This is a genomic window from uncultured Roseobacter sp., from assembly GCF_947501835.1.
In the GTDB taxonomy this organism is placed as follows: Bacteria; Pseudomonadota; Alphaproteobacteria; order Rhodobacterales; family Rhodobacteraceae; genus Roseobacter.
Map to the genome: position 1 here is coordinate 167,741 of NZ_CANMXR010000004.1, position 21,548 is coordinate 189,288.

Annotated in this window: 19 protein-coding genes and 1 pseudogene; 16 read left to right on the forward strand and 4 right to left on the reverse strand. The window is 59.0% G+C overall.

The window, feature by feature from the left end:
* Positions 1-38 precede the first annotated feature (38 nt).
* Positions 39-1,091: a beta-propeller fold lactonase family protein gene (locus tag Q1A20_RS09910; protein ID WP_299407059.1), complete on the forward strand. Its 1,053-nt coding sequence runs from the start codon at positions 39-41 to the stop codon at positions 1,089-1,091.
* 55 nt (positions 1,092-1,146) lie between these two features.
* Positions 1,147-1,986: an alpha/beta fold hydrolase gene (locus tag Q1A20_RS09915; RefSeq protein WP_299407062.1), complete on the forward strand. Its 840-nt coding sequence runs from the start codon at positions 1,147-1,149 to the stop codon at positions 1,984-1,986.
* Here the strand turns inward: Q1A20_RS09915 and Q1A20_RS09920 are convergent.
* On the reverse strand, positions 1,983-2,978 hold the full coding sequence (locus tag Q1A20_RS09920; RefSeq protein ID WP_299407064.1) for a ketopantoate reductase family protein: 996 nt from the start codon (positions 2,976-2,978) through the stop codon (positions 1,983-1,985). The two genes, Q1A20_RS09915 and Q1A20_RS09920, sit on opposite strands and share 4 nt — an antisense overlap.
* Before the next feature lie 201 nt (positions 2,979-3,179).
* On the opposite strand from Q1A20_RS09920, the gene Q1A20_RS09925 reads away from it, so the two are divergent.
* From Q1A20_RS09925 to Q1A20_RS09955, 7 genes are all read left to right on the forward strand, one after another.
* A complete protein-coding gene (locus tag Q1A20_RS09925) occupies positions 3,180-4,775 on the forward strand; it encodes an ABC transporter substrate-binding protein (protein WP_299407067.1) in 1,596 nt (531 codons plus the stop codon).
* Positions 4,776-4,851: 76 nt separating this feature from the next.
* A complete protein-coding gene (locus Q1A20_RS09930) occupies positions 4,852-5,772 on the forward strand; it encodes an ABC transporter permease (RefSeq protein ID WP_299407069.1) in 921 nt (306 codons plus the stop codon).
* 13 nt (positions 5,773-5,785) lie between these two features.
* Positions 5,786-6,631, forward strand: a complete 846-nt coding sequence (locus tag Q1A20_RS09935) for an ABC transporter permease (RefSeq protein WP_299407072.1) — start codon at positions 5,786-5,788, stop codon at positions 6,629-6,631.
* A gap of 3 nt (positions 6,632-6,634) precedes the next feature.
* Positions 6,635-7,624 carry an ABC transporter ATP-binding protein gene (locus Q1A20_RS09940; protein WP_299916854.1) on the forward strand — a complete coding sequence of 330 codons (990 nt, stop codon included), beginning with the start codon at positions 6,635-6,637 and terminating at the stop codon, positions 7,622-7,624.
* Positions 7,621-8,598 (forward strand): ABC transporter ATP-binding protein, encoded by a 978-nt coding sequence (locus tag Q1A20_RS09945; protein ID WP_299916855.1) that lies wholly within the window; start codon positions 7,621-7,623, stop codon positions 8,596-8,598. Before Q1A20_RS09940 ends, Q1A20_RS09945 begins: the two co-directional genes overlap by 4 nt.
* Before the next feature lie 265 nt (positions 8,599-8,863).
* Positions 8,864-9,283: a DMT family transporter gene (locus Q1A20_RS09950; RefSeq protein WP_299916856.1), complete on the forward strand. Its 420-nt coding sequence runs from the start codon at positions 8,864-8,866 to the stop codon at positions 9,281-9,283.
* Between the two features lie 13 nt (positions 9,284-9,296).
* Positions 9,297-9,758 carry a DMT family transporter gene (locus Q1A20_RS09955; RefSeq protein ID WP_299916857.1) on the forward strand — a complete coding sequence of 154 codons (462 nt, stop codon included), beginning with the start codon at positions 9,297-9,299 and terminating at the stop codon, positions 9,756-9,758.
* Between the two features lie 482 nt (positions 9,759-10,240).
* On the opposite strand, the gene Q1A20_RS09960 is transcribed toward Q1A20_RS09955, so the two are convergent.
* Complete coding sequence (locus Q1A20_RS09960) at positions 10,241-10,654, reverse strand: helix-turn-helix domain-containing protein (RefSeq protein ID WP_299916858.1); 414 nt, start codon at positions 10,652-10,654, stop codon at positions 10,241-10,243.
* A 139-nt stretch (positions 10,655-10,793) separates the two neighbouring features.
* On the opposite strand from Q1A20_RS09960, the gene Q1A20_RS09965 reads away from it, so the two are divergent.
* The 3 genes from Q1A20_RS09965 to Q1A20_RS09975 all read left to right on the forward strand — a co-directional run bounded on the left by Q1A20_RS09965 (position 10,794) and on the right by Q1A20_RS09975 (position 15,284).
* Positions 10,794-12,026, forward strand: coding sequence for an FAD-dependent oxidoreductase (locus tag Q1A20_RS09965; protein WP_299916859.1), 1,233 nt, complete (start codon positions 10,794-10,796; stop codon positions 12,024-12,026).
* A 7-nt stretch (positions 12,027-12,033) separates the two neighbouring features.
* Positions 12,034-13,173, forward strand: a complete 1,140-nt coding sequence (locus Q1A20_RS09970; RefSeq protein ID WP_299916860.1) for an FAD-dependent monooxygenase — start codon at positions 12,034-12,036, stop codon at positions 13,171-13,173.
* Between the two features lie 353 nt (positions 13,174-13,526).
* The gene (locus tag Q1A20_RS09975; protein ID WP_299916861.1) at positions 13,527-15,284 is read left to right on the forward strand and encodes an ABC transporter ATP-binding protein; all 1,758 of its coding nucleotides are present in this window, start codon (positions 13,527-13,529) and stop codon (positions 15,282-15,284) included.
* A gap of 224 nt (positions 15,285-15,508) precedes the next feature.
* Here the strand turns inward: Q1A20_RS09975 and Q1A20_RS09980 are convergent.
* A pseudogene (locus Q1A20_RS09980) lies at positions 15,509-15,671 on the reverse strand (integrase); the annotation flags it as partial.
* A gap of 100 nt (positions 15,672-15,771) precedes the next feature.
* The gene (locus Q1A20_RS09985) at positions 15,772-16,341 is read right to left on the reverse strand and encodes an MFS transporter (protein ID WP_367180889.1); all 570 of its coding nucleotides are present in this window, start codon (positions 16,339-16,341) and stop codon (positions 15,772-15,774) included.
* A 416-nt stretch (positions 16,342-16,757) separates the two neighbouring features.
* Here Q1A20_RS09985 and Q1A20_RS09990 point away from each other — a divergent pair, with 416 nt between their 5' ends.
* Genes Q1A20_RS09990 through Q1A20_RS10005 form a run of 4 tightly spaced genes read left to right on the forward strand, consistent with a single transcriptional unit; the run spans position 16,758 to position 21,545 of the window.
* A complete protein-coding gene (locus Q1A20_RS09990; protein ID WP_298972957.1) occupies positions 16,758-17,453 on the forward strand; it encodes a hypothetical protein in 696 nt (231 codons plus the stop codon).
* On the forward strand, positions 17,446-18,492 hold the full coding sequence (locus Q1A20_RS09995; RefSeq protein ID WP_299407096.1) for a hypothetical protein: 1,047 nt from the start codon (positions 17,446-17,448) through the stop codon (positions 18,490-18,492). Before Q1A20_RS09990 ends, Q1A20_RS09995 begins: the two co-directional genes overlap by 8 nt.
* Complete coding sequence (locus Q1A20_RS10000; protein ID WP_299916863.1) at positions 18,489-20,171, forward strand: peroxidase; 1,683 nt, start codon at positions 18,489-18,491, stop codon at positions 20,169-20,171. The genes Q1A20_RS09995 and Q1A20_RS10000 overlap by 4 nt, the downstream gene beginning before the upstream one ends.
* Positions 20,172-20,201: 30 nt before the next feature.
* Positions 20,202-21,545, forward strand: a complete 1,344-nt coding sequence (locus Q1A20_RS10005) for a cytochrome P450 (RefSeq protein WP_299407101.1) — start codon at positions 20,202-20,204, stop codon at positions 21,543-21,545.
* The last annotated feature ends 3 nt before the right edge of the window (positions 21,546-21,548 follow it).

Consider the following 21,548-nt stretch of genomic DNA (forward strand, 5'->3'; position numbering starts at 1 on the left):
CGTGCTCACCTTTGGCGTGACCCAGGACAGGACTGCAGGTGACAGACGGGTACCGCTACACCGCCTATGTCTCCTGCCTGTCGGGCAATGAGATCAACGTGTTTTCGGGCGATGAGGTGACCGGCGCTTTGGAGCATGTCCAGACGATCACGCTCCCCGGGCGGGGAAAAGGTCTGGTCGGGCGAGGCCTGCCCCTTGCACATGCGCCGAACCGACGACGGCTTTACGCAGCGGTCTATGGCGATCAGACCACGTCTGAAAAAGACCTTGTGGACACCTATGCCATCGACCCGATCACAGGTCTTTTGACCCATATGTCCAGCACGCCCGTGATGGCGCAACTGTCGCATATCTCGGTGGATCGGACCGGTGGGTTCCTGCTGGGGGCTTCTGAACCCTCAGGGTTGGTGGTCGCCTATCCGATCGGAGACCATGGTCACGTACAGGCCCGCGCAAGCGGGACAGTGGTGCCGCTGCCCGGCGCGCATCAGATACTGACCGACTACACGAACCGCTATACCTTTATCCCCAGCCTGAGCGACGATGTTCTTGTCAGTCTGCTGTTTGACGAACGGACCGGCAGTTTCACAGCGAATTCACCGCCCGAAATCGCGTTGCAGACGGGGGCAGGGTGCCGTCATCTCGCCTTTCACTCGAACCGCCGGTACATGTATCTGCTCAACCAGCGAGACGGCAGTCTGGTGTGTTACCGGCTGGACCCGGCAGGCGGTGGCCTGTGCGCGCTGATGCATGCGTCCATTCTGCCGGAGGATTTTGAGGGCGCCCCCTGGGGCGCGCAGATCAAGGTGTCTCCCAAAGGGGACCGTCTCTTTGCCTCCGAACGCCGCAGCGACACGCTGGCCGTCTGGGATATCGACCCGAACAATGGGCGCCTGTCCAGCCGCCACGTCGTTTCGACCCCCAGGAACCCGCGCTGTTTTGATGTGACCCCGAACGGGCGCTTTGTTGTTTTGAGCGCGCTCAAGGGCGATTGCATCGCGCTCTATGATGTGTCGGAAAGGTCTGCATCGCCGCGACATGTGATGGAACTGCCCACAGGTGGAGAGCCGGGATGGGTGGAAATCCTGTAACTGCTGACGCGGCGCACCCGGCGTCTCGCACTCAAAACACATAGAGAGGCCCAAGATGAAAAACGGCGACCCGCGCTTTATCAAGATCGATGGTGATAACGCCATTCATGCAATCCACAGCTCTCCAAAAAAGGGCAAGGCGACCTTTGCCTTTTTGAATTCCATGGGCGCCTCTACGGTCGTTTGGGAGGATGAGATTGCCCCGCTTTTGCGGTCCGGTGGGTTTGGCACGCTGTCGTTTGACTATCGCGGTCAGGGCCAGTCAACATACGGGGCCACTGCCACGCTGGAACCTGCCGAAATCATCTCCGACATTGGGTTCACGCTGGCGCAGGAGCGCCCCGAACATCCGATCTTTGTGGGCCTGTCCATCGGCGGTCTTTTTGCGGCGCGGGCCTGGCTGGAGGGCGCCGCGGCAGATGCCATGGTGCTGGTGAACACGCTGCGCAAACCCAGCGCGCAGGTCGATTGGATCAACGAGCTAGAGGCGCGGCTGATTGCCATGGGAGGCATGCCGCTGGTGCTCGATGTGCTGCGCCCGGTTCTGTCGGGCTGCGATCAACTGGAGACGTTACGCCCGTCACATTTGCCCAAGGAGGGCTATACCCCATGGCCCCCCGAACATCCGCGCCGCCGACTGGCGGAAGGGGTCCACAAGGCCGATTGGGGGTTTCCCTGGCCGGACCTGCGTATCCCGACGCTGGTGTTCACGGGCCTGCATGATCGGTTGTTCCGCATCCAGAGCGATGTGGATGACATTCTGGCGCAGATCCCTGATGTGCAAACCATCATCTATCCTGATGGGGGGCATTCGCTGCATGCGGAGTATCCCCAACGGTTTGTCGATGATCTTGTGCGTTTTGCAGATGACCTTGCCACCAAAAGGACTGGTTAGGGACTTGCCGGGGGGTAGCCTCCGGCGAGGCGGGCGCGCAGAATTACAAGGCCGATCACAACATCAAGGGTTGGCGTCGGCACGCCTGCCTGTCGGCCAAAATCCTGCACGATCCGAAGCATGGTATCGATCTCCATGGGACGCCCAAGGTCGACATCCTGGCGCATCGAGGGTTTTTGGTGTGCACCCGCGCCGGGTGCAAAGACTTTGTCGACATCATCGCCGAGGCCATAAAACCCATGTGCCTGGGCCACCGCTGCCCCCTCCAGAAACAATGCCCGCGCGACGGGTTTTGCGTCAGGATCGTTCAGCACCTCATAAGCCATGCCCCCGGTCAAGACGGATGCAGGTGCGGTTGAGAGATTGCGCAACAGTTTGTGCCACATGGGGCGTCGCAGGTCGTCTTCAAGTTCGAACCGGGCGCTTGGGGTTTGCAGGGACGGCAGCATCGCCCTGATCTGATCGGCGCCTGCCGGGGTGGCTGCCCCGATCACAAAGCGATTGCGCGCAGAACGGTTTTGGATCAGCCCGGGTTCCAAAACCTGATTGGTCGAGTGAATCACCATGCCCACCGCCTGATCTGCCGGTACAAGGTTTGCCAACGTCCCATCGGGATCGAGCCTTGTGCAGTTGGGCGTCTGGCCACCGGCACTGAACCCTGTGCCGTACCACCAGAACACGCCGTTCATGGCCGTGATGACAGGCGTGCCCCGTCGCAGCAGATGGGCGCAGGAGGTGAGTACACCTGCGAGCGCCGGGGCTTTGAGTGTGGTGACGATCAGGTCCTGGGGGCCCAGATCACCGGGAGTATCCGTTGCGGTGACGGCACAGGTGATCACATGGCCGTCCGGGTTCCGTACCCGCAGGCCACCGGACTTGATCGCGGCAAGATGCGGTCCCCGTGCCAGCACGCTGACGTCGTGGCCTTTTTCATGAAAGAGCCCGGCCAGGAAACCTCCGACCGCGCCGGCCCCGAGAACTAGAATGCGCATGATTGCTCCGGTTTGAACGGCAATAAGGTCGTTTCTGACAAGTGTGTTGACATAAGCCGCATGTCTCCTAAAGTTAACAGAGTTATCGATAACCTAATCGCGCAGCAAAGAAACTGCAAATCTTGACACTGAGCCCCTGGGAGGCGGGTTCGGTCAACTTGCGGCACCTGAGGACATAAACAAGCGATCTGGGAGGATACTATGTTTGCATCAAAACTCGTGCGTTTGGCCGCGATCAGCTCTTTGCTGGTGTCGGCGGCGGCAATCATGCCGGCGCAGGCACAGACCATCGAGATGGTCATGAGCCCGCCAGCCGTTGAAACCAACCGTTACTGGAACACGCCGGGGGACTTTGCCCTTGGCCCGTCCATGCAGGGGCTCGTCGGTCATGACCCGGTCAGCGGCGCCTATGACAACAGTGGCCTGGCCGAAAGCTGGAGCCATAACGATGATTTCACCGAATGGACCTTCAAGCTGAAACCCGAGGCTGAGTTCCACTTTGGCTGGGGGGCTGTGACGGCGGCCGATGTGGTGCATAGTCTTGCGTTGCACACCGGTCCGGATACGACATTGAACGGCATCAGCCAGTTGGAAGGGGCAGTGGCCGAGGCGATTGACGAGCATACCGTGAAATTCAAGCTGCCAGCGCCGCAGGTTGACTTTCTGTTCGTGCATGGCGGGCGCGGATCGCTGGTGATCTACTCCAAAGCGCAGTTCGACAAGGAAGGTCTTGAGGGCTATGACGCGAAACCTGCGGGTACGGCCAATCTGCAATATGCAGAGCGTAACATCGGGCAGGGTCTGACCTTTGAGAAGGTTGAAGGTCACTGGTCGGGGCAGGACGCGCAGTTCGACCGGCTAGAGCTGAAGTTTGTGGCGGAGCCCGCAACGACCCTCGCGCAGCTTCTCTCCAAGGAAGCGGATATCGTCATATTGCCGCGCGAGCTTCAGGGCGACGCGCTTGGGGCGGGGTTCGAGGCGATCCCCTCGACCAATGCCTCGAACCAGACGACGATGCTCTTTAACGGCACTTTCCTTCTGCCCGGATACGACGGTCTTGATGAAACGCTGCCCTGGCTCGACATTCGTATCCGCGAAGCCATCAACCGCTCCATCGACCGTCAGGCCGTGATCGACGTGCTCTATGACGGGCGCGCCGAAATCCTGCCCGTCTTTGGGATGGACCCCCGCCACGAAGGTTATGTACCCGAGTTGGCCGAGCGCTTTGAAGCGGCATACGGCTATGATCTGGAAAAAGCACAGGCGCTGATGGCTGAGGCCGGGTATCCGGAGAGTTTCTCGAACCCGGTGATCCCGATCCTGTCGTCCACGCTGGCGGGCAACCCGGAATTCCCGGCGATGGCGGAACTGATGCAGGTGTTCCTTGATGAGGCGGGCTTTCAGACCGAGATCGTTGAGATGGATTGGGCCAGCCTGGGCGGCCTGCGCAGCGCCCGTGAGGCCAAGATGTTCCACCCGATGCGCAACCTGCCGGTGAAACCCAGCGCTGTGGGCATCCGCAATTACTACTCGGCGACGGGCGGGCCTCGGAACAATTATGAGGACGAGGTCATCGAAGGACTGATGGAGAAATACATGGTCTCCATCGATGTGGATGAACGCAATGAACTGGCCGGTGCAATCTTCACCCGGGTGTTCGAGCAATACGCAGTGGCGCCCTTGGCAAGCATCTCGGCGGAGGTCATTGTGAACCCCGAAACGGTCAGCGCATGGACCTTCCCAGGCACGACATCCGTGGGGGTCAGCCATTTCGGATCCATCGTTCCGGCGAATTGATCCGCTCACATGCCACTGTCCGGGCCCGCCTATCGGCCCGGACGTTCAACACCGCACCACTGCTGGGACCACATGAATGCTTCGTTTCATTTTCACACGGCTGACGCATATGCTGATCGCCCTCTTTGTGATCACCGTTATTGTTTTCAGCCTCAGCCATCTGACAGGCAGCCCGATCGACGCGCTGTTGCCCGATGACGCGACGCAGCAGCAGATCGATTCCCTGACCGAACATCTGGGGCTGGATCGGCCCTATTACGTGCAATACCTCACCTTTCTGCAAAACGCGGCCGTGGGGGATTTTGGCGACTCGACCAAGTGGAAAGGCAATACCGCCGCCGCGGTTGTGCTGGAACGTCTGCCCGCGACGCTTAAACTGGGGGGGCTTGCTGTTCTGATCAGCGTGGCTGTGGCCATTCCGCTGGGTGTGCTCAGTGCGATCTGGCGTGGTTCGATTTTTGATCGCATGGCAGGGATCATTGCGCTGTTGGGGCAGTCGTTCCCGGCGTTCTGGCTGGGCATCATCCTGATGTGGATTTTCGCTGTGACCCTGGGCTGGTTTCCCACCTCGGGCTACGGGGGGCTGTCTTACATGATCCTGCCCGCCATCGCGATGGCCTGGTTCCAGATCGCGGCCCTGACGCGGCTGACCCGTTCCGCCATGCTGGAAGTGCTCGATACCGAATACGTCAAATTGGCGCGGGTCAAAGGCGTGAACGAGCGCGCGGTGATCTGGAAGCACGCCTTTCGCAATGCGGCCATTGTGCCCGTGACCTATTTCGGCGTGCTGGCCGGGTCCTTGCTCACCGGCTCGGTGGTTGTGGAAACGGTCTTTGCCTGGCCGGGGACCGGTCTGCTGGCCATTGATGCGATCCGCGGGCGGGACTTCCCGGTCGTGCAGTCCGTCGTCATGTTCTTTGCGGTCTTCTACCTGCTGGCGAACTTCCTTGTCGATGTCCTTTATGCGGTGGTCGATCCCCGCATCCGCTTTAGTTGACGGGGGCTGCAAAATGACAAAAACACCTAAATTCCTGGGCCGACTGCCCATCTTGCCCATCGCGGTTTTGATGATCGTGCTCGTCATACCAGCGCTCTTTGCGGATTTCATCGCGCCGCATGACCCGTTTAAGGCCTATCTGCGCAACCGTTTGCAGCCGCCGCTGTTTTTCGGCGGCACGACCGAGTTCATCCTCGGTACCGACCGGCTGGGCCGGGACATCCTCAGCCGGATCATGCATGGCGCGCGCTATGCGCTGGTGATCTCGCTGGTCGGGATCATTTTGGGGGCCATCGTCGGTACCGTGCTCGGCCTGATCGCCGGGTACATGCGGGGTGTGGTCGATGCGCTGATCATGCGCGTGGTCGATATTACATTTGCGCTGCCGAGCATCCTGCTGGCGCTGGCGCTGGCGGCCGTGTCCGGCCCAAGTTTCCAACTGGTCATTCTGGTGGTCATCTTCGTGATCTGGGGGTTTTTCGCGCGGCAGGTGCGGGCCGAAACGCTGATCTTGCGCGAACGTGATTTCGTGGCGCGGGCGCGCGTGGCCGGGGCCTCTGACATTCGCATTCTGCGCAAATACATTTTGCCCAACATCATCAATACCATTGTTGTTCTGGCGACGTTGCAGATTGGCGTTGTGATCGTTCTTGAGGCGACGCTGAGCTTTCTGGGCATCGGCATTCCGCGCCCGATCCCGGCCTGGGGGCTGCTGGTCGCGGATGGTCGTCAGCTGATTGTCTCCAGCTGGTGGATTTCGTTTTTCCCGGGCATGGCCATTTTGCTTACCGTCCTGTCCGTCAACATGCTGGGCGACAGCCTGCGTGACTGGCTCGACCCCAAACTACGGCAGGTGTGATCCATGAGTGCTTCAGTTCTTCAGGTGAAAAATCTGCGCACAGTTCTGGACTTGTCCAGTGGCTCCGTGCCCGTCGTCGATGATGTGAGCTTTGATGTCGGCGCGGGCGAAACGCTGGGTATCGTCGGGGAGTCGGGCAGTGGTAAATCAATGACGGCGCTATCGATTATGCAGGTTCTGCCGCAACCGATCGGACGCATTGAGAGTGGCGAGATTCTGCTGGAGCAGACCGACCTTGTGGGCCTGTCCGATGAGGAGATCGCCAAAGTGCGCGGGCGTGAGATCGGCATGATCCTGCAAGACCCGCACACCTCGCTCAATCCGGTGTTCACGGTTGGCAATCAGGTGATCGAAGCGCTCCAGATCAACAATCCCGGCACACCACGCAAATCGCTGTTCGGTCGGGTCGTTGATCTGCTCAAAAAGGTAAACGTTGCCGATGCGGAACGCCGCGTCCATGCCTATCCGCATCAGATGAGCGGGGGCATGAAACAGCGCGTGGTGGGGGCCATCGCCATAGCTGGGGCGCCCAAGGTCATCATCGCGGATGAGCCGACAACGGCGCTGGATGTCACGATCCAGTTGCAATATCTGGAACTGCTGCGCGACATTCAGGAAGAAACAGGCACCGCCATCATCTTTATCACGCATGATCTCGGGATTGTTGCCAACCTTTGTCACAAGCTGGTGGTGATGTACGGCGGCAAAATCGTCGAATCCGGCACGGTCGCAGAGGTATTCGGCGCACCCTCGCACCCTTACACCGAGGCCTTGTTGAAATCGGTCCCCAGTGTCGATCAAAAGGTGGATCGGCTTTACGCCATCGAGGGCCAGCCCCCCGCGCTCTCCGCGGACCGCAAGGGCTGCAGCTTTGCACCGCGCTGCCCCTACGTGCAGGACATCTGCAAACGCGAGGTTCCGCATCAACAACCCGGGCTGAGCGGGGGAGACACGCATAGGGCCAACTGCTGGAATATGGGAAGAAACACGTGAGCCATCCGCCGATTTTGAACGTCTCCGGGCTGACCAAGCATTTTCTTATCCCGCACGGGCTGCTCGGTCGGCAGGAGCACATTGTGCGCGCCGTCGATGACGTGAGCTTCAGCCTGGAGCACGGGCAGACCCTGGCCCTTGTGGGCGAATCCGGCTGTGGTAAGACCACATTGGTACGGATGCTGCTGCGCCTGCTGGAGCCGACATCCGGCACCGTTGAAGTTGAAGGTAAAGACATCAACACGATGTCCAAAGCCGAGCTGCGGAGGTTTCGGACCAATGTTCAGGCCGTCTTTCAGGACCCCTGGGCGTCCTTGAGCCCGCGCATGCGTGTCTTCGATATCGTGGCCGAAACACTGGTCGTGAACGACAACCTGACCAAAGGGGAACTGACGCGCCGCGTGGATGAGGCCCTGATTGCAGTGGGCCTGCGGCCGGAGCAGGCGAAATACTATCCGCATGAGTTTTCGGGCGGGCAACGCCAACGGATTGCCATTGCCAGCGCCATCATCGCCAAACCCAAGCTGATCATTTTGGATGAGCCGGTTTCGGCCCTTGATGTCTCGATCCGGTCCCAGATCATGAACCTTTTCAAGGATTTGCAGCAAGACGTGGGCTGCAGCTATGTCGTGGTCGCGCATGATCTGGGGACAACACGTTTCATGGCGGACCGGATCGCGGTGATGTATCTGGGCAAACTGGTGGAGATTGGCCCGACTGACCAGATGTTCGACACGCCTCAGCACCCCTATACCAAGGCGCTTTTATCCGCAGCTTTGCCATTGAGGCTCGATACCCCGCATGAGGCAATTGTCCTGCGCGGCGACGTGCCGTCCCCTGTTAATCCACCAGCGGGCTGCCCGTTTCACCCCAGATGCCAGAGTGTTATAGGCGACATCTGCAAAACCAAGCTACCCCGTCTGAAAGACCTTGGATCGCCCGACCACGTAATGAGCTGTCACCTAGATCCCTGACTGTTGAAGCATGCGCTCACCTATAACCAAACGACTAAAAGGGACACGCGAAAATTTCTCCGGAAGCTGACATTTCCTAGTCATTTGGCAAGGCCGGCTACAGGTCTGCTTGCTGTCTTCGAAAGAATTGCGCCGCCGACGTCCGGAAGGAGCCCAAAACATCCTGGTGTGGAGCAGAATGTCCGAGAATAAAAAAACGGCCTTGACCTCAAGTTAAGTTGAGATTCTAGGCTTGTCTTGAACTCATAATCTTGGACTCAAGTTTTTGACATCATTCTGGATATTTGCAGCTATCGGAACGGCAACCTGTTTTGCAATTTCGAGCCTTCTTGCCTACGATGCAGCTAGGTCTCTAGGCGCTATAGTTTTCAGTTTCGTACGAATGTCGATTGTCGCAGTCGGCTTCGCCTTACTGGTTCTTATCTCGGATTTCGATCCGTCGCTCGACTTTTTGGATGTCTCGTTACTTGTTGTATCAGGTATTGTGGGGGTCCTCCTTTCGGACACGCTGCGCTACTCGTCGTTGGCGCGTGTTGGACCTTCGCTTCAATCACTACTGAACACGACCACTGCACCTTTCGCATTGGCGCTTGGCTTTCTGGTTTTAGGACAGGTCGTGAGCGGGCTCTCTCTAATCGGCGTTGGCATAGTATTCGGCGGCCTCGTTTTGGTTTTTTTCGCGTAACTCCGATGCTTTGGTGCGTTTCTCGGGGGAAAGCGGCAATGTCACTAGCGGAATCCCATTTGGCTTGGCATCTGCGCTTTCGCAGGCAGGAAGCGTCCTCGTCGCAGCACCTGTCATGCTTGACGGCGCTGATCTGATTTCGGCAACATTCGTTCGGTCTTTAGCCGGATCGCTCAGTTTGTTGCTTACTGTGGTCCTTTCCACGGAAAGAAAAGCGCAGATCAGGTCGATGCCGATGCCAATCGCACGTCAGGTGTTCTCGAGCGCAGTGATTGGTACCGGTCTCGGAATGACTTTGCAGCTATACGCACCCAGCGGCGGCCCAGTTGGTGTCGTCTCTGCGCTTACGGCAACAACTCCGTTAGTCATTCTGCCTCTGATTTGGTTCTTTGGCAAAGCACATCCGCCAGGGTTGGCCTGGGTCGGCGCGATCTGCGCGGTTGCCGGGGTGGCGCTGATCGTCAATGCAGGGTGATTTTGCTCGGCAGCGCGGAACATGAACGGCAGCTAAGCCCCGCGATGCGGTCATGGGCTCATGTCGCGGCGAAGGTTTCGAAAGAGCCCATTTTGATCAATGATGCCAGATCAACCGACGGGGGACTTCATTTCACACTTTGATCCGGGACGAAGCGATTGGAGGACGCCCCATGATATCCAAGGCAAATTCCGATGCTCCACATCGCTGGTCTGCGGGCTAGACGCTCGCATCAAAGAACGATCGTTTCCGGGGGGCAAAGGACAGCAAAGTCTTGCGATCTGTGAGTTGGTCATGCCTTGGGCTTCGCGCTTGCGGCAAATGTCTCCCCTGAAGGGCGCACCACAGCAGCATCTTGCACTGCCGGAAGGCCGCTGCAAGCAAACGAAGCTGAATTCAAACCAAGCAAGGGCCTTTGGCGCCAAAAGTAACCTTCATCTGACTATTTCTACCTGCGACAGTCGTCGTTCCAAAGGCACAGGTCATTTCCAGTCCGCCTTTTGCACAAACTGTGATCGGTAGCTATCGATCTGATCCAGCGTCGTTTCATTTTTAAGGGCCCAGTCGCAGAGCATGGCCACGGGGACATACAACTGTCGTCCGAGAGGTGTAAGCTCGTAATCCGTTTTTGGCGGCACTGCCCTCAAGACCCGTCTGGTCACCAATCCGTTGGCTTCCAGCCGCCGAAGGACTTGGGTGAGCATTTTTCGGGATAGCCCGGGAATTCGCTTTTCCATCTGTCCGAAATGCCGCGTGCCGGATGCAAGGCAGTAAAGCACGATCGGGGTCCATTTATCCGCGATGATGCCGATAATCCGGCGCGCTGGGTACCTTTCGTCAAGTATATCGGATCTGGGATCATTGCCTGGGTTGGACTGTTTGGAGTCATCGGACATTTATCTTGCCTTCCAGATTTATGGGTCAGAGCGGGCTGCTTTTCACGTTACCAAAAGGTGCCTACTCGCCCTTTGGTTCCTTAGCTGATATCAGACTCCCAACCCAACTCAAAACGCAGATCGTCCAGGAGCTTCATTGATGACGTCACCAAAGAACGCGTCGGCAGACAATCGGCAAGCCACCATTAAGCTCCGTGGCAGTAAAAGCGATGCGAAGGGCTATGAAATGCGCGATTTCCTGCAACGCTCCGGTATCGGTTTCGAGTGGGAAGAACAGAGTGGGACGCTGACAGTGGAGATTTCCGCCGGGAAGACACTAGATGATCCCAATGTGACGGACTTGGCGAGAGCACTGGGATTGGTGATCGAGCCCAGCTGTGCCGAATATGACGTTTCGATTTATGGCGCTGGTCCTGCAGGTTTATCCGCCGCTGTGTATGCGGCGTCAGAAGGGCTCAGCACCGTTCTGATCGAAAAACACGCTGTCGGCGGTCAGGCTGGTACGACGTCTAACATCGAAAATTATCTGGGCTTTCCTGAAGGGCTGGCAGGTGTAGAACTTGCGTCGCGTGCGCGTAAGCAGGCGCTGAAGTTCGGCGTCGAAATTCTGATGATGCGTGAGGGTGTGAAGGCCGAATTTCAAGACAATCGCATTCACGCCGAACTGGCCAACGGCAAAACAATGGTTGCCCGGTCGAATATCTGCGCAACGGGGGTTGAGTGGCACCGGCTCGGGCTGGAGCGAGAGAAACACTTTCTGGGGTCAGGTCTGTACTACGGAGCCGGAGTAAGTGAAGCGCCACTGTGCAAGGGCGAGCACGTCTACGTCGTAGGCGGCGGCAATTCCGCTGGTCAGGCTGTCATGCATCTCGCCGATCATGCGGATCAGGTCACCATGGTGGTCCGGGGGCCAGGACTGGCCGCCTCAATGTCGCGTTACCTGCAGGAACGGATTGAAAAGACCAGCAATGTATCGGTGATTTACAACGCCGAGATTACGGCGCTCGACGGAGATGACCGCTTGTCCCGGATTGAATTGACGCGTGACGGTGAAAAGACGTCATGGTGGGACACCGGTCGACTTTTTGTCGCCATCGGGGGCGTCCCGCATACGGAGTGGGCTAAAGATACCGATATCATCCGCGACAAGGCGGGGTACATCGTCACGGGACCGGATCTGCTCAAAAATGGAAAGCCACCGGACTGTTGGAAGCTTAACCGCCCGCCACATTTTCTTGAAAGCAGCGTACCCGGCTCCTTTGCTGCGGGTGATGTCCGCCATCGATCAATCAAGCGTGTCGCAACTGCGGTCGGCGAAGGCGCGATGGCGGTGGCCTTCGTGCATCGCTACCTCAGCGAAACGTACGGATAGCAGCACGATGGATGGGCATCCTTTTAAAGCTGCAATCATAGGCGGATCCGTCGGCGGCCTTGCAACGGCGATTGAGCTTTCGGAAAGTCTGGGGGCCGAGGTCCGCGTTTTCGAACGCTCCGCAGGAGAGATGCAAGCGCGCGGGGCTGGTGTTGTCATGCAGCCTGAGGTCGATGATCTTTTGCGACGCATAGACATCGACACCGCGTCTGTCTGTATCGCCTTGAGGGAACGTGTCAGCCTTTTGCAAGACGGTACCGCGCGTGCGCAAGCGGCCCCTCAACTGATGACCGCATGGGACACGCTCTATCGGTCACTGCGCGCACGGCTTGATCCGGCAGCATACACGCAAGAACACGAGCTGACGCATTTGGCCCCGCAAGACGACGGTGTCGTGGCCACCTTCTCAAACGGTGCATCCGCAGACACGGACCTCGTGATTGGTGCCGATGGTGTCAATTCGCAATGCCGGGCCCTTTTGACAGGCGACGGCGCTGCCGCACGCTATTCCGGTTATGTCGCCTGGCGTGGGCTGGAAGACGAAATGGCCTTGCCATCTCATCTGGTTGAGGCGCTGACGGATCGCTTCACATCCTATACAAATCCTGGAATGCAGATGCTGTGCTATCTTGTCCCCGGGGCCGATGGTGCGATCGAGCCGGGCCGTCGCAGGGTCAATTGGGTGTGGTACTTCAACACCCCCGACGACCAATTGACGGAGGTTATGACGGGCGCGTCGGGTAAGAGCTATCGCTCGTTTCTGCCGGCGAGCGATGTCTCGAAAAGCGTCAGGACCGCGGTGCATAACCTTGCCGACAAAACGCTTCCCCCTGTTTTTCAGGACCTGGTCAGCGCTTCGAAAATATTTGCACAACCGGTTCAGGATGTGGCGGCGCAAGACCGCGTTTACAGCCGCGGCCTGCTGGTCGGTGACGCCGCCGGGACCGTAAGACCCCACACGGCGGCCGGAACGTCAAAGGCCTTCGGGGATGCCAGATCCCTCGCGGAAGCATTGCAACACTGGTCGAGACAAAAGCCGTTGCCGACTGACGGGTTGGCCCAATGGGCGCTTTTGAGAAATCGAGAGTTGTCGGCGACAGCTGCTCGCGGCAAACGGCTGGCTGCAAGTTCAGGTTTGGGATTTTAAGCACGGATCGCAAAAACCAGAGGGATGCCGCAATTCGAAGGCTACGGCGCGGCATCAGGTCGGCCCGCCAAGATCCGGCAATGTGCCGAAATACGCAAAGCATGCATGGGAATGATCCGTGGCGCTTGACTTGAGCGTATCGCTGGCCTTAACAACATCCTAGGACATGACATTGCAAGGAGGGCGAACATGATGATGACCACGCGTTTCCTCCCGGGCAACTCCCGTTTCGGAGTTCCCGTATCCTGACGATATTGGGCGATTGTCGCCTCTGACGTCAGCCGCAACGGTCCACTAGCTGGACATTTCTTCATTCAGATTCAGGGCGCGGTGTCCTTGTCCGCGATCATTCCATGTTCCGTCCACCCATCAAAGGCGCCTTTGCGCGCGTTCTCACTTTCGCCACTCGCCTCTGGATGCGAAGGTGCGGGCTTGTTGCCGCGGTGCTGTTGCTCGTGCTCACGTCGACAGCAGCCGACGTCATGATCCCTGTGGTAACGGGCCGCCTTGTTGCGGCCGTCGCAGAGGCGGCCTCGCCCTGGGCTGCGTTCGGGCTTCTTCTTGGTCTTGGTGTCATCTCCATCGTGGCCAAGATCCTGAGCTATTTTGCAATCATCGCCCTGACCGTCCCAACCATGCAGGCGGCTGAGGCCGAAGCATTTGCGCGCGTTCAGCGCCTGCCGGCGGATTGGCACGCCAACGCTTTCGCCGGATCGACCGTGCGGCAGATCACTCGCGGCGCCTGGGCGCTTGATGACATGGCGGACGTGTTGCTGCTGGCGCTCCTGCCATCGACGCTTGTGTTGCTAGGGACCATTGGCACGCTCACCGCCTTCCGATGGGAGGTTGGCCTCGTTGCTGCTTTGGGTGCCATGATGTTTCTTGGACTTTCTCTGACGCTGACGCTTTTCTGGGTGGCCCCCGCCGCGCGGCTGTCGAACGCGCAGGACAGTCGGGTATCCGGTGCGCTCGCCGATGCGATCACGTCGAACGCCGTCGTGCGCGCGCATGCCGGCGAGGCGCGCGAGGATGATCGGCTCGGGCAGGTCTTGTCGAAATGGGCGCATCGGACCCGGAGGACATGGCGGCGCGGCACCTGGTCTGGTCTGGCGCAAGACACGTCGCTCTGGTGTCTGCGGGCCGCGGTGTTGGGCGGCGCGTTGCTGGCATTTGTCCGAGGCCTCGCCGGCCCGGGCGAAATTGCCTATGTCGTCGCCGCACTTGGCGTGCTGGATGGCTATCTGCGGCAGATCGGTCATCACGTACGGATGCTTCAAAAATCCATAAATGACGCGGAGGAACTGGTGGACCTGATGTCTGCGACACCAGAGAGTGAAGTGGTCCGTCTTCCAGCGCGCGCATTGTCCTCGCGTGCAGCTGCCTTGGCCTTCGATCATGTTGATTATGGTTACACAGGCGCGCCTACGCCGCTCTTTGCCGATCTGCATGTCGCGATACCAGCTGGGCAAAAAGTAGGGCTGGTAGGCCGTTCGGGGTCAGGCAAGACGACATTCGTCAAGCTGATCCAGAGGATCCACGAGGTCACGGATGGCGCGATCACGCTGGGCGGCGTTGACATCGCGCAGGTACCGCTATCCGAACTGCGCCAGCACATCGCAATAGTGCCGCAGGAGCCAATTCTGTTTCATCGGTCACTTGCCGAGAATATCGCCTATGCGCGTCCCGGTGCCACCTTGGCGGAAGTGCATGAGGCCGCCGCACGGGCGGGTGCCGCCGAGTTCATCGCGCAATTGCCGAAGGGCTACGGCACCGCGGTTGGCGAACGTGGCGTGAAGCTGTCTGGTGGCGAGCGTCAGCGGGTCGCCATCGCACGTGCATTCCTTTCAGATGCGCCTGTTCTGGTCATGGACGAGGCAACATCTTCGCTCGATTCCGAGGCAGAGGCGCGGGTCGCCGAAGCCGCGGAGCGGTTGATGGAGGGGCGCACGACACTGGTCATCGCACACCGTCTGGCGACCGTCGAAAGGATGGACCGCATCCTGGTCTTTGACCGCGGCAGGATTGTGGAGGATGGTACACCCGCCGATCTGATGGCCCGAAAAAATGGTCTTTATCGTGCGCTGCGTAAACGCCAAACACTGGCAGCCTGAGGTGGCCACAGATTGTGGCGCGCTTAAGTAACCTGGTGCGCCGTTGTGTCAGGCAGCAGGAGCTTTAAGCAGCGACTGCGAGGCCGGTCAGTCCAGCAGCCGGCCCTAGATTGAGCAAAAAGGTAGAAGGTCGGTCGAAGGCCCGCTCTGGCGATGCTGCATCGCGGAATGAGCGGGCTTGGTCAACATCCGCTTTGGGTGGCCTACTAGGACGGCCCATGTCGTTAAATTTCAATCGCTTCGGCGATAGCATGAGCATCCTCAAGTTCGAACGCCAAGATATCGAATGGTGCTGTCCATCTTAGTATGCCCGAGCAGAAGCTGAACGGCGCGCAGGGTGCCGGTCTTTTTGTAGATCTGAGCCACCTTGGTTCGTCGCATTGAATGATTGCCAAGCTCGACGCTTATTGACGATGAGGGGCATGTCTTTGAAACATTGAAACGCGATGCCAAGCGGGACGACCGTAGCGAAGAGGAGTATTGCGGGCTAAATCGGGCCCTGTGCCTTGTTCGTTGCATCGAGGATCGCACCCGCGACCGGCGGCGTGACTAACAAGGTTGCATAGTAAATCGAAAATAATTTGCTCATGCCAAAGGCCCTGACTTGAGGGCGCATTGCCTGACCGGCCATTACCATGATCACACCAGTCGGGGCCATGACGATCAGACCAAAGAGCATGCTTGCGCCAAACCCAGCGCCCGGCAGGCTGAGCAGCAAGAGCGCAGCGATGGCTCCTCCCATGCAGACCGCCAAGACAGTATTCCGCCCACCAAAGCGATCTACGATCTGCCCGCAGGCCGCGCCGGAAAAGATCATAATCCAGCTGCCGATGCTAATGATGCCAGCGGCAGCGATGGCAGATTGGCCGTGGTCCTCAAGAACCTTCGGCCCAAAGGCAAGATAAGTGACATAGGCGGCGTTAAACACACTCCATGCGGCAGCAGCACAGAGGATCCGATGCCATTCTTGGGTGGTCATTCCACCCCGTTTGCCGCCACCCGCGTGCGGCAAATCGTGTGGTGGTCGGTAAAGCAGGTAAACTCTGAGGGCAGCAATCGGGCAATAGACTGAGGCCGCCTAAAACGGGACCTGCCAGCCATATGTATGACCAAGCCAAGCGTGGCCGACTTGGCCCATCGCAATCCCGAAGGACCAATGCGCGCCGTTGTGCAGCTCCTTGCAAGATGATTGATCTGTTTTATCACAGAACTGCAAGGAGGCTGGGCTCTCGCCTTGCCGCTCATGACACGTTCGCAGGTTGCGGATCAGACGGCTTTTACTGGCCGCTCCAGCATGCCCGGCCGCAATCAGGGGATCTGCTCCTGACCACATGAATTCGTCATCCAATCGAGCACTTCGTCACGCCAAGGTTGAATTTTTTTCAACTCTGGGTCACCATCAGCGCATTGATATTTCTGACGACACGGGTGGCTCGACTGGCAGCTGCTCAAATTTGATCAAAGAGGTTTTTTATGTCGAACATTGCAGGCAAGGCATATGCGATGAATGTGGTGACGCCAAGTAATCCGAAGGTTACCTGGATCAATCGCTTGCTTTTCATGGCCTCGCGCGGCCTTCCAAGTAACCTGCTGGGACTGTTGGGTCTGTCGTTGATCCACTTTGCCCGCTGGGTGATCATAAAACCTGGTGATTGGCCCAATCTTGGCCAGGGCCAAGAGCGGTTGAAGAACGACTATGTGCTCTTTTGCTCGAATTTCAACGGCACCTGGGATCAGTACATCGACGCCTTCTCGGACGGGATTCCCAGCGGTCTGGACCTCTTCTGGTACTCATCGATCAAATACCCCAAATCGATCCCGATCACGCCGTTCAAGGACTACATCACCTTCAATCAGGTCAACACGGACTATTACTACAACGCCACGCCCGGCTCGGCTCAGCGAGACGTCAAGACCAGTCTCTTGGTCTATGATCAGGTGCTGAAGCTTGCCGAAATGCACGGGTCCGCCACGCCCGAGGCCTTTGCCGCCGCTTACGAAAAAGCCGCGCTGAAGATGCAGGCCGGGCTTGGAGACCCGGGGTTCGGCCCGGTTGCGAGCCTCGACACGGAGCGGGCAGAGGTGAACCGTCGGGACTACATCGAGGCCGCGCAAATGGCCTATGCCAGCCGCCGCGCCACCGCCGGAAAGGAGCAGCCCGATGCCTGATCTTGATTCCGGACATATCTTCCTGACCACGATGGCGCCGATCAAACCCGGAGCGCCAAAGGACAATCCGCAAACCTCCTATGAGCAGCGCGTGCGCATCGCACTGGCCAAGTTCCCAACCGCCAACCAATCGCCCGCAACGGTGGAGGACCGCTACAACAGCCCCTTTGCGCGCAATCTGCGCAACCATCTGGCGCGGATGTTTGTGCTGAATGACACCATCTACAACGGGCGTATCACGCAGAACCCCTTGCTCGCCCAGCTGACAGGAAACAAGCAGAGCGTGCCGCAACCGGTGGACCGGCTGAACGCGCCCTATCTCATTTTCTGCGCCGACGTGGACGCGGTGACCGAGGTCGGTGACCCGTTGCCCACCGAACTCAGCCCGCCTCAGGCGCGCGCGGTGCGCGATGCCTATGCCCGCACGCTGTGGGAAACGATGGAGGAGGAGCTGAGGGACGTCTACTCCAACTGCTACGGTTTCGACGATGTCAATTCTGCGGAGGATTTTGCCAGCTACCTCAATCGCTGCCATGTCGAAACGACCATGCCGTTTCACGACTATTATCTGGAACTGGAGACGGCGAAATTCCACAATCTGCCACTGACACCGCTGCTCGTCGGGGTGCTGGCGCCCTTGGCGTTTGGTCTACTGGCGCTGGTGATGTGGCTGTTCGGTGTTGGCACCGTTCCGATGCTGGGGTGGCCAACATTGCCCACCTGGATCCTGTCCATCGGGCTGGGGATCGTGCTGGCTGTGCTAGCGATTAAATTCGCCATCTCGAACGGTGAAAAACCCCTTGCCCCGGCCAAATACGACGATCTGCCATCGGTGCTGAAGGGGCTCTATATCCAGCAGAAGTTCTCGCAGTTCTTCATCGAAAACCAGGGACTCCCGCCCGATCAACTGCATGCAGCATTCGGCAGTTTTGTCGCGGAGCATGAGCCCGGCAACCTGAACGCCATGACCCAGAAGCCGGGAGTGATTTCCTCTGCTGATCCCACGAACGTCACATTGAAAGACGCGAGCCCGACATGACACGTAAATTGAACCTCAACGACATTCAGGGCAATGTCACCCGCGCCTATGGCCGCTATTCATTTCCCTTTGCCCGATACATTTTTTTCCATTTCCCTGATCGCAAGGCGGGTCGCGGCTTTATTGAGAAAATCCGCCAAAAGGTAACCACCGCCGCGCGCTGGCCCGATCAGGAATCGCGCCCGAAGTGCACCACAAATATTGCCCTGACGTTCCCGGGCCTTTTGGCGCTGCAGCTGCCGGTGCGCACGCTTCAGGCGATGCCTGACGAATTTATCGAAGGCATGAAACAGCGGGCCTTTATCCTCGGCGATCGGGATCAGACGAAGACCGAACAGGAGGTCCAGCAGGAGAACTGGGACGCCCATTGGGATCCGATCTGGCAGAAAAGCCGTCAGCCGGGCACGCTGGGTTTCGGTAAAGACGACGTGCATGTGATGGTGACGCTGAACGCTCAGTGCGAAAGCCAGGATGTTTTGGACAAGCCACATGCCGAGCTCGAGGCCCGGACCAAATGGGTTCTGGCGACCGCGAAGGACTGTGGCGTCACGCACATCAAAGGTGTCGGTAAAGATGGGGATCAACCCTATCAGGAGGCCAGCGCCGTCTTCGAGGATGTGGGTGGGACCATGCGGCCCACTCCAAAGGAGCACTTCGGTTTCACGGACGGCATCGGGAACCCGGTCTTCGAGGGGCAATTGCCGCTGGAGATCGAGGCCGAGGCGGTCATCGGTCGCGGCAAGCTGATGGGTGATGGCTGGGAACCTCTGGCGACGGGGGAATTCATCCTTGGTCACCCGGATGAGAGCCAGGAGCTGCCCCCCACAGCACGCCCGCCGGAGTTCATGCACAACGGCACTTTTTTTGCCTTCCGCAAGCTGCACGAGAACGTCGGCAGCTTTGACACGGTGGTGAAGGAAGAGGCTGAGCGCTACGCCGCCGTCATGGAAATCCCCGTCGAGGAGGCTATCGAGACGATCCGCGCCAAGATGTGCGGGCGCTGGTCTGACGGTGTGCCCCTGTCGAAGGTTCCGACCTATCAGGAATGGATCGCCTTTGGCACGAGCAAGGGGTGGCGCGGTGAAAGCGTGGACCCCAAGACAGGGTATCTGAAAAACCTTGCCTATGTCGCGTCACCAGAGGCGCGCGACTTCCGCTACGCCGACGATATGGCGGGCCTGAAATGCCCGGGCGGCGCCCATATGCGGCGGATGAACACCCGCGACTACCTCGACCCCTTGAACGAGACCGGGGTGTCGGACAGTGGCGCGCAGCCGGAGAATGCCAAGGCCACCAGCGCCCTGAACAAGCGCCGGCGCATTCTGCGCCGCGGGTTGCCCTATGGACCATCGGATAACAGCAAAAAGACGGACAGCACCGAGCAGGGCGTGATCATGATCATCATGGGTGCCAGCCTCTTCCGCCAGTTCGAGTTCGTGCAGCAGCAATGGATCCAATACGGGCTGGATTTCCACCAGGGCAACAACACTTGCCCCTTGCTTGGCAATCACGAGGAGCACAAGCGGTTCACGATCCCGTCGGACCCGAAGTCAGGCAAACCGCCCTATGTCATGAGCAAGCTCAAGACCTTTGTGGAATGTCGCGGCGGGGATTACTTCTTTGCCCCTTCGATGACCGCGTTGCGGATGATGGCGATGGGCATCGTCGATCCGACCTGACCCCAACTCAAGACAAGTCGAGGTGTCGCCATGATTACCGCCGTCCTCAATATCTTCGTCTCGATCTACCAGCGCCTCGCGGTCTGGGGCGAGGCGCTCTTTGCGCTGGTCAGTCTCCTGATTGGCGGCATCCGTGCGCTGTTCGCCGGAGGGGTGGGGAGTTTCTTTCTCAAACCCGCCACACAGCGCCACGTGTTTGCGCTGCTCAGAGGGGTTTGGCCAAACATCTCGCTCAGCCGGGTTGTCATGAAATGCTATGGCAACACCGGCACCGCGCTCGTCACCCGGCGCGCCGATGTGGTGGATGTGCTGAACAGAAATGCCGATTTCGAGGTGGTCTACGGCCCCCGTATGCGGGAGCTGACCGAGGGGGACAATTTCTTTCTCGGGATGCAGCCCGGTTGGGACTACACGCGGGATACCTCCGCGATGCGCCTTGCCGCGCGGATGACCGATGTCGCCGAGATCGTCCAACCGCGCGCGTCGGAGCTTGCCACCAAGATCGTCGACCAGAGCGGCGGCAAGATCGACATTGTCCCGGCGCTCACCCTCGAGGTGCCCTGGGACATGACCGACACCTATTTTGGCTGCGGTGGCGCGCGCGCGACCATGCAAGACTGGACGACGACGCTGTTCTGGTACCTGTTCCAAGATCTCGGCGCCGATGCCGAGAAAGGGGCCGTTGCGTTGCAGCAGGCGGGGGAACTCCGCAGCTACCTTGATGCCCATATCGCAGACCGCAAAGCCAACCCGACGGCAGCGCCCGATATCCTGAACCGGTGTCTGGCGCTGCAAGCATCGGACACGCCGGGCATGAGCGATCTGGGCATCCGCAACAATCTCCTGGGCTTGCTGATCGGGGCGATCCCGACGATCTCCAAGGCGAGCTGCCTCGTGCTGGATGAACTGCTCAACCGCCCCGAGGCGCTGGCCTCTGCGCACCGCGCAGCCCTGAACGACGACGATGCCCTGCTGGCACAGCATTGCTGGGAGGCGCTGCGCTTCAACCCGTTCAACCCCGTGATTTACCGCAGGGCAACGCATGAGACAGAGGTGGCGAACTCGACGCTGCGCCGCGTTAAAATCCGCAAGGGCCAGATCGTCTTTGCCGCCAACTTCTCAGCCTGTTTTGACCGCTTCGAGATCCCTGATCCCACCAGCTTCCGCACCGACCGACCATGGGAAACCTACATGATCTGGGGGTATGGCATGCACAACTGTTTTGGCGATCAGATCAATCAGGCGGTGATCCCTGCGATCCTCAAACCGTTGCTGAAACAAAAAAACCTGCGACGGGCGCGCGGTGAGGCTGGCCAGATCAGCACCGGAGACCTCGGGTTCCCGGCGCATTTTCACCTCGAATTCGATACGTGAAAG

Excerpts from the sequence above, each read along its gene's own strand:
- Q1A20_RS09915 (WP_299407062.1), top strand. The coding sequence starts at position 1,147 with ATGAAAAACGGCGACCCGCGCTTTATCAAGATCGATGGTGATAACGCC.
- Q1A20_RS09920 (WP_299407064.1), bottom strand. The coding sequence starts at position 2,978 with ATGCGCATTCTAGTTCTCGGGGCCGGCGCGGTCGGAGGTTTCCTGGCC.
- Q1A20_RS09925 (WP_299407067.1), top strand. The coding sequence starts at position 3,180 with ATGTTTGCATCAAAACTCGTGCGTTTGGCCGCGATCAGCTCTTTGCTG.
- Q1A20_RS09930 (WP_299407069.1), top strand. The coding sequence starts at position 4,852 with ATGCTTCGTTTCATTTTCACACGGCTGACGCATATGCTGATCGCCCTC.
- Q1A20_RS09935 (WP_299407072.1), top strand. The coding sequence starts at position 5,786 with ATGACAAAAACACCTAAATTCCTGGGCCGACTGCCCATCTTGCCCATC.
- Q1A20_RS09940 (WP_299916854.1), top strand. The coding sequence starts at position 6,635 with ATGAGTGCTTCAGTTCTTCAGGTGAAAAATCTGCGCACAGTTCTGGAC.
- Q1A20_RS09960 (WP_299916858.1), bottom strand. The coding sequence starts at position 10,654 with ATGTCCGATGACTCCAAACAGTCCAACCCAGGCAATGATCCCAGATCC.
- Q1A20_RS09965 (WP_299916859.1), top strand. The coding sequence starts at position 10,794 with ATGACGTCACCAAAGAACGCGTCGGCAGACAATCGGCAAGCCACCATT.
- Q1A20_RS09970 (WP_299916860.1), top strand. The coding sequence starts at position 12,034 with ATGGATGGGCATCCTTTTAAAGCTGCAATCATAGGCGGATCCGTCGGC.
- Q1A20_RS09975 (WP_299916861.1), top strand. The coding sequence starts at position 13,527 with ATGTTCCGTCCACCCATCAAAGGCGCCTTTGCGCGCGTTCTCACTTTC.
- Q1A20_RS09990 (WP_298972957.1), top strand. The coding sequence starts at position 16,758 with ATGTCGAACATTGCAGGCAAGGCATATGCGATGAATGTGGTGACGCCA.
- Q1A20_RS09995 (WP_299407096.1), top strand. The coding sequence starts at position 17,446 with ATGCCTGATCTTGATTCCGGACATATCTTCCTGACCACGATGGCGCCG.
- Q1A20_RS10000 (WP_299916863.1), top strand. The coding sequence starts at position 18,489 with ATGACACGTAAATTGAACCTCAACGACATTCAGGGCAATGTCACCCGC.
- Q1A20_RS10005 (WP_299407101.1), top strand. The coding sequence starts at position 20,202 with ATGATTACCGCCGTCCTCAATATCTTCGTCTCGATCTACCAGCGCCTC.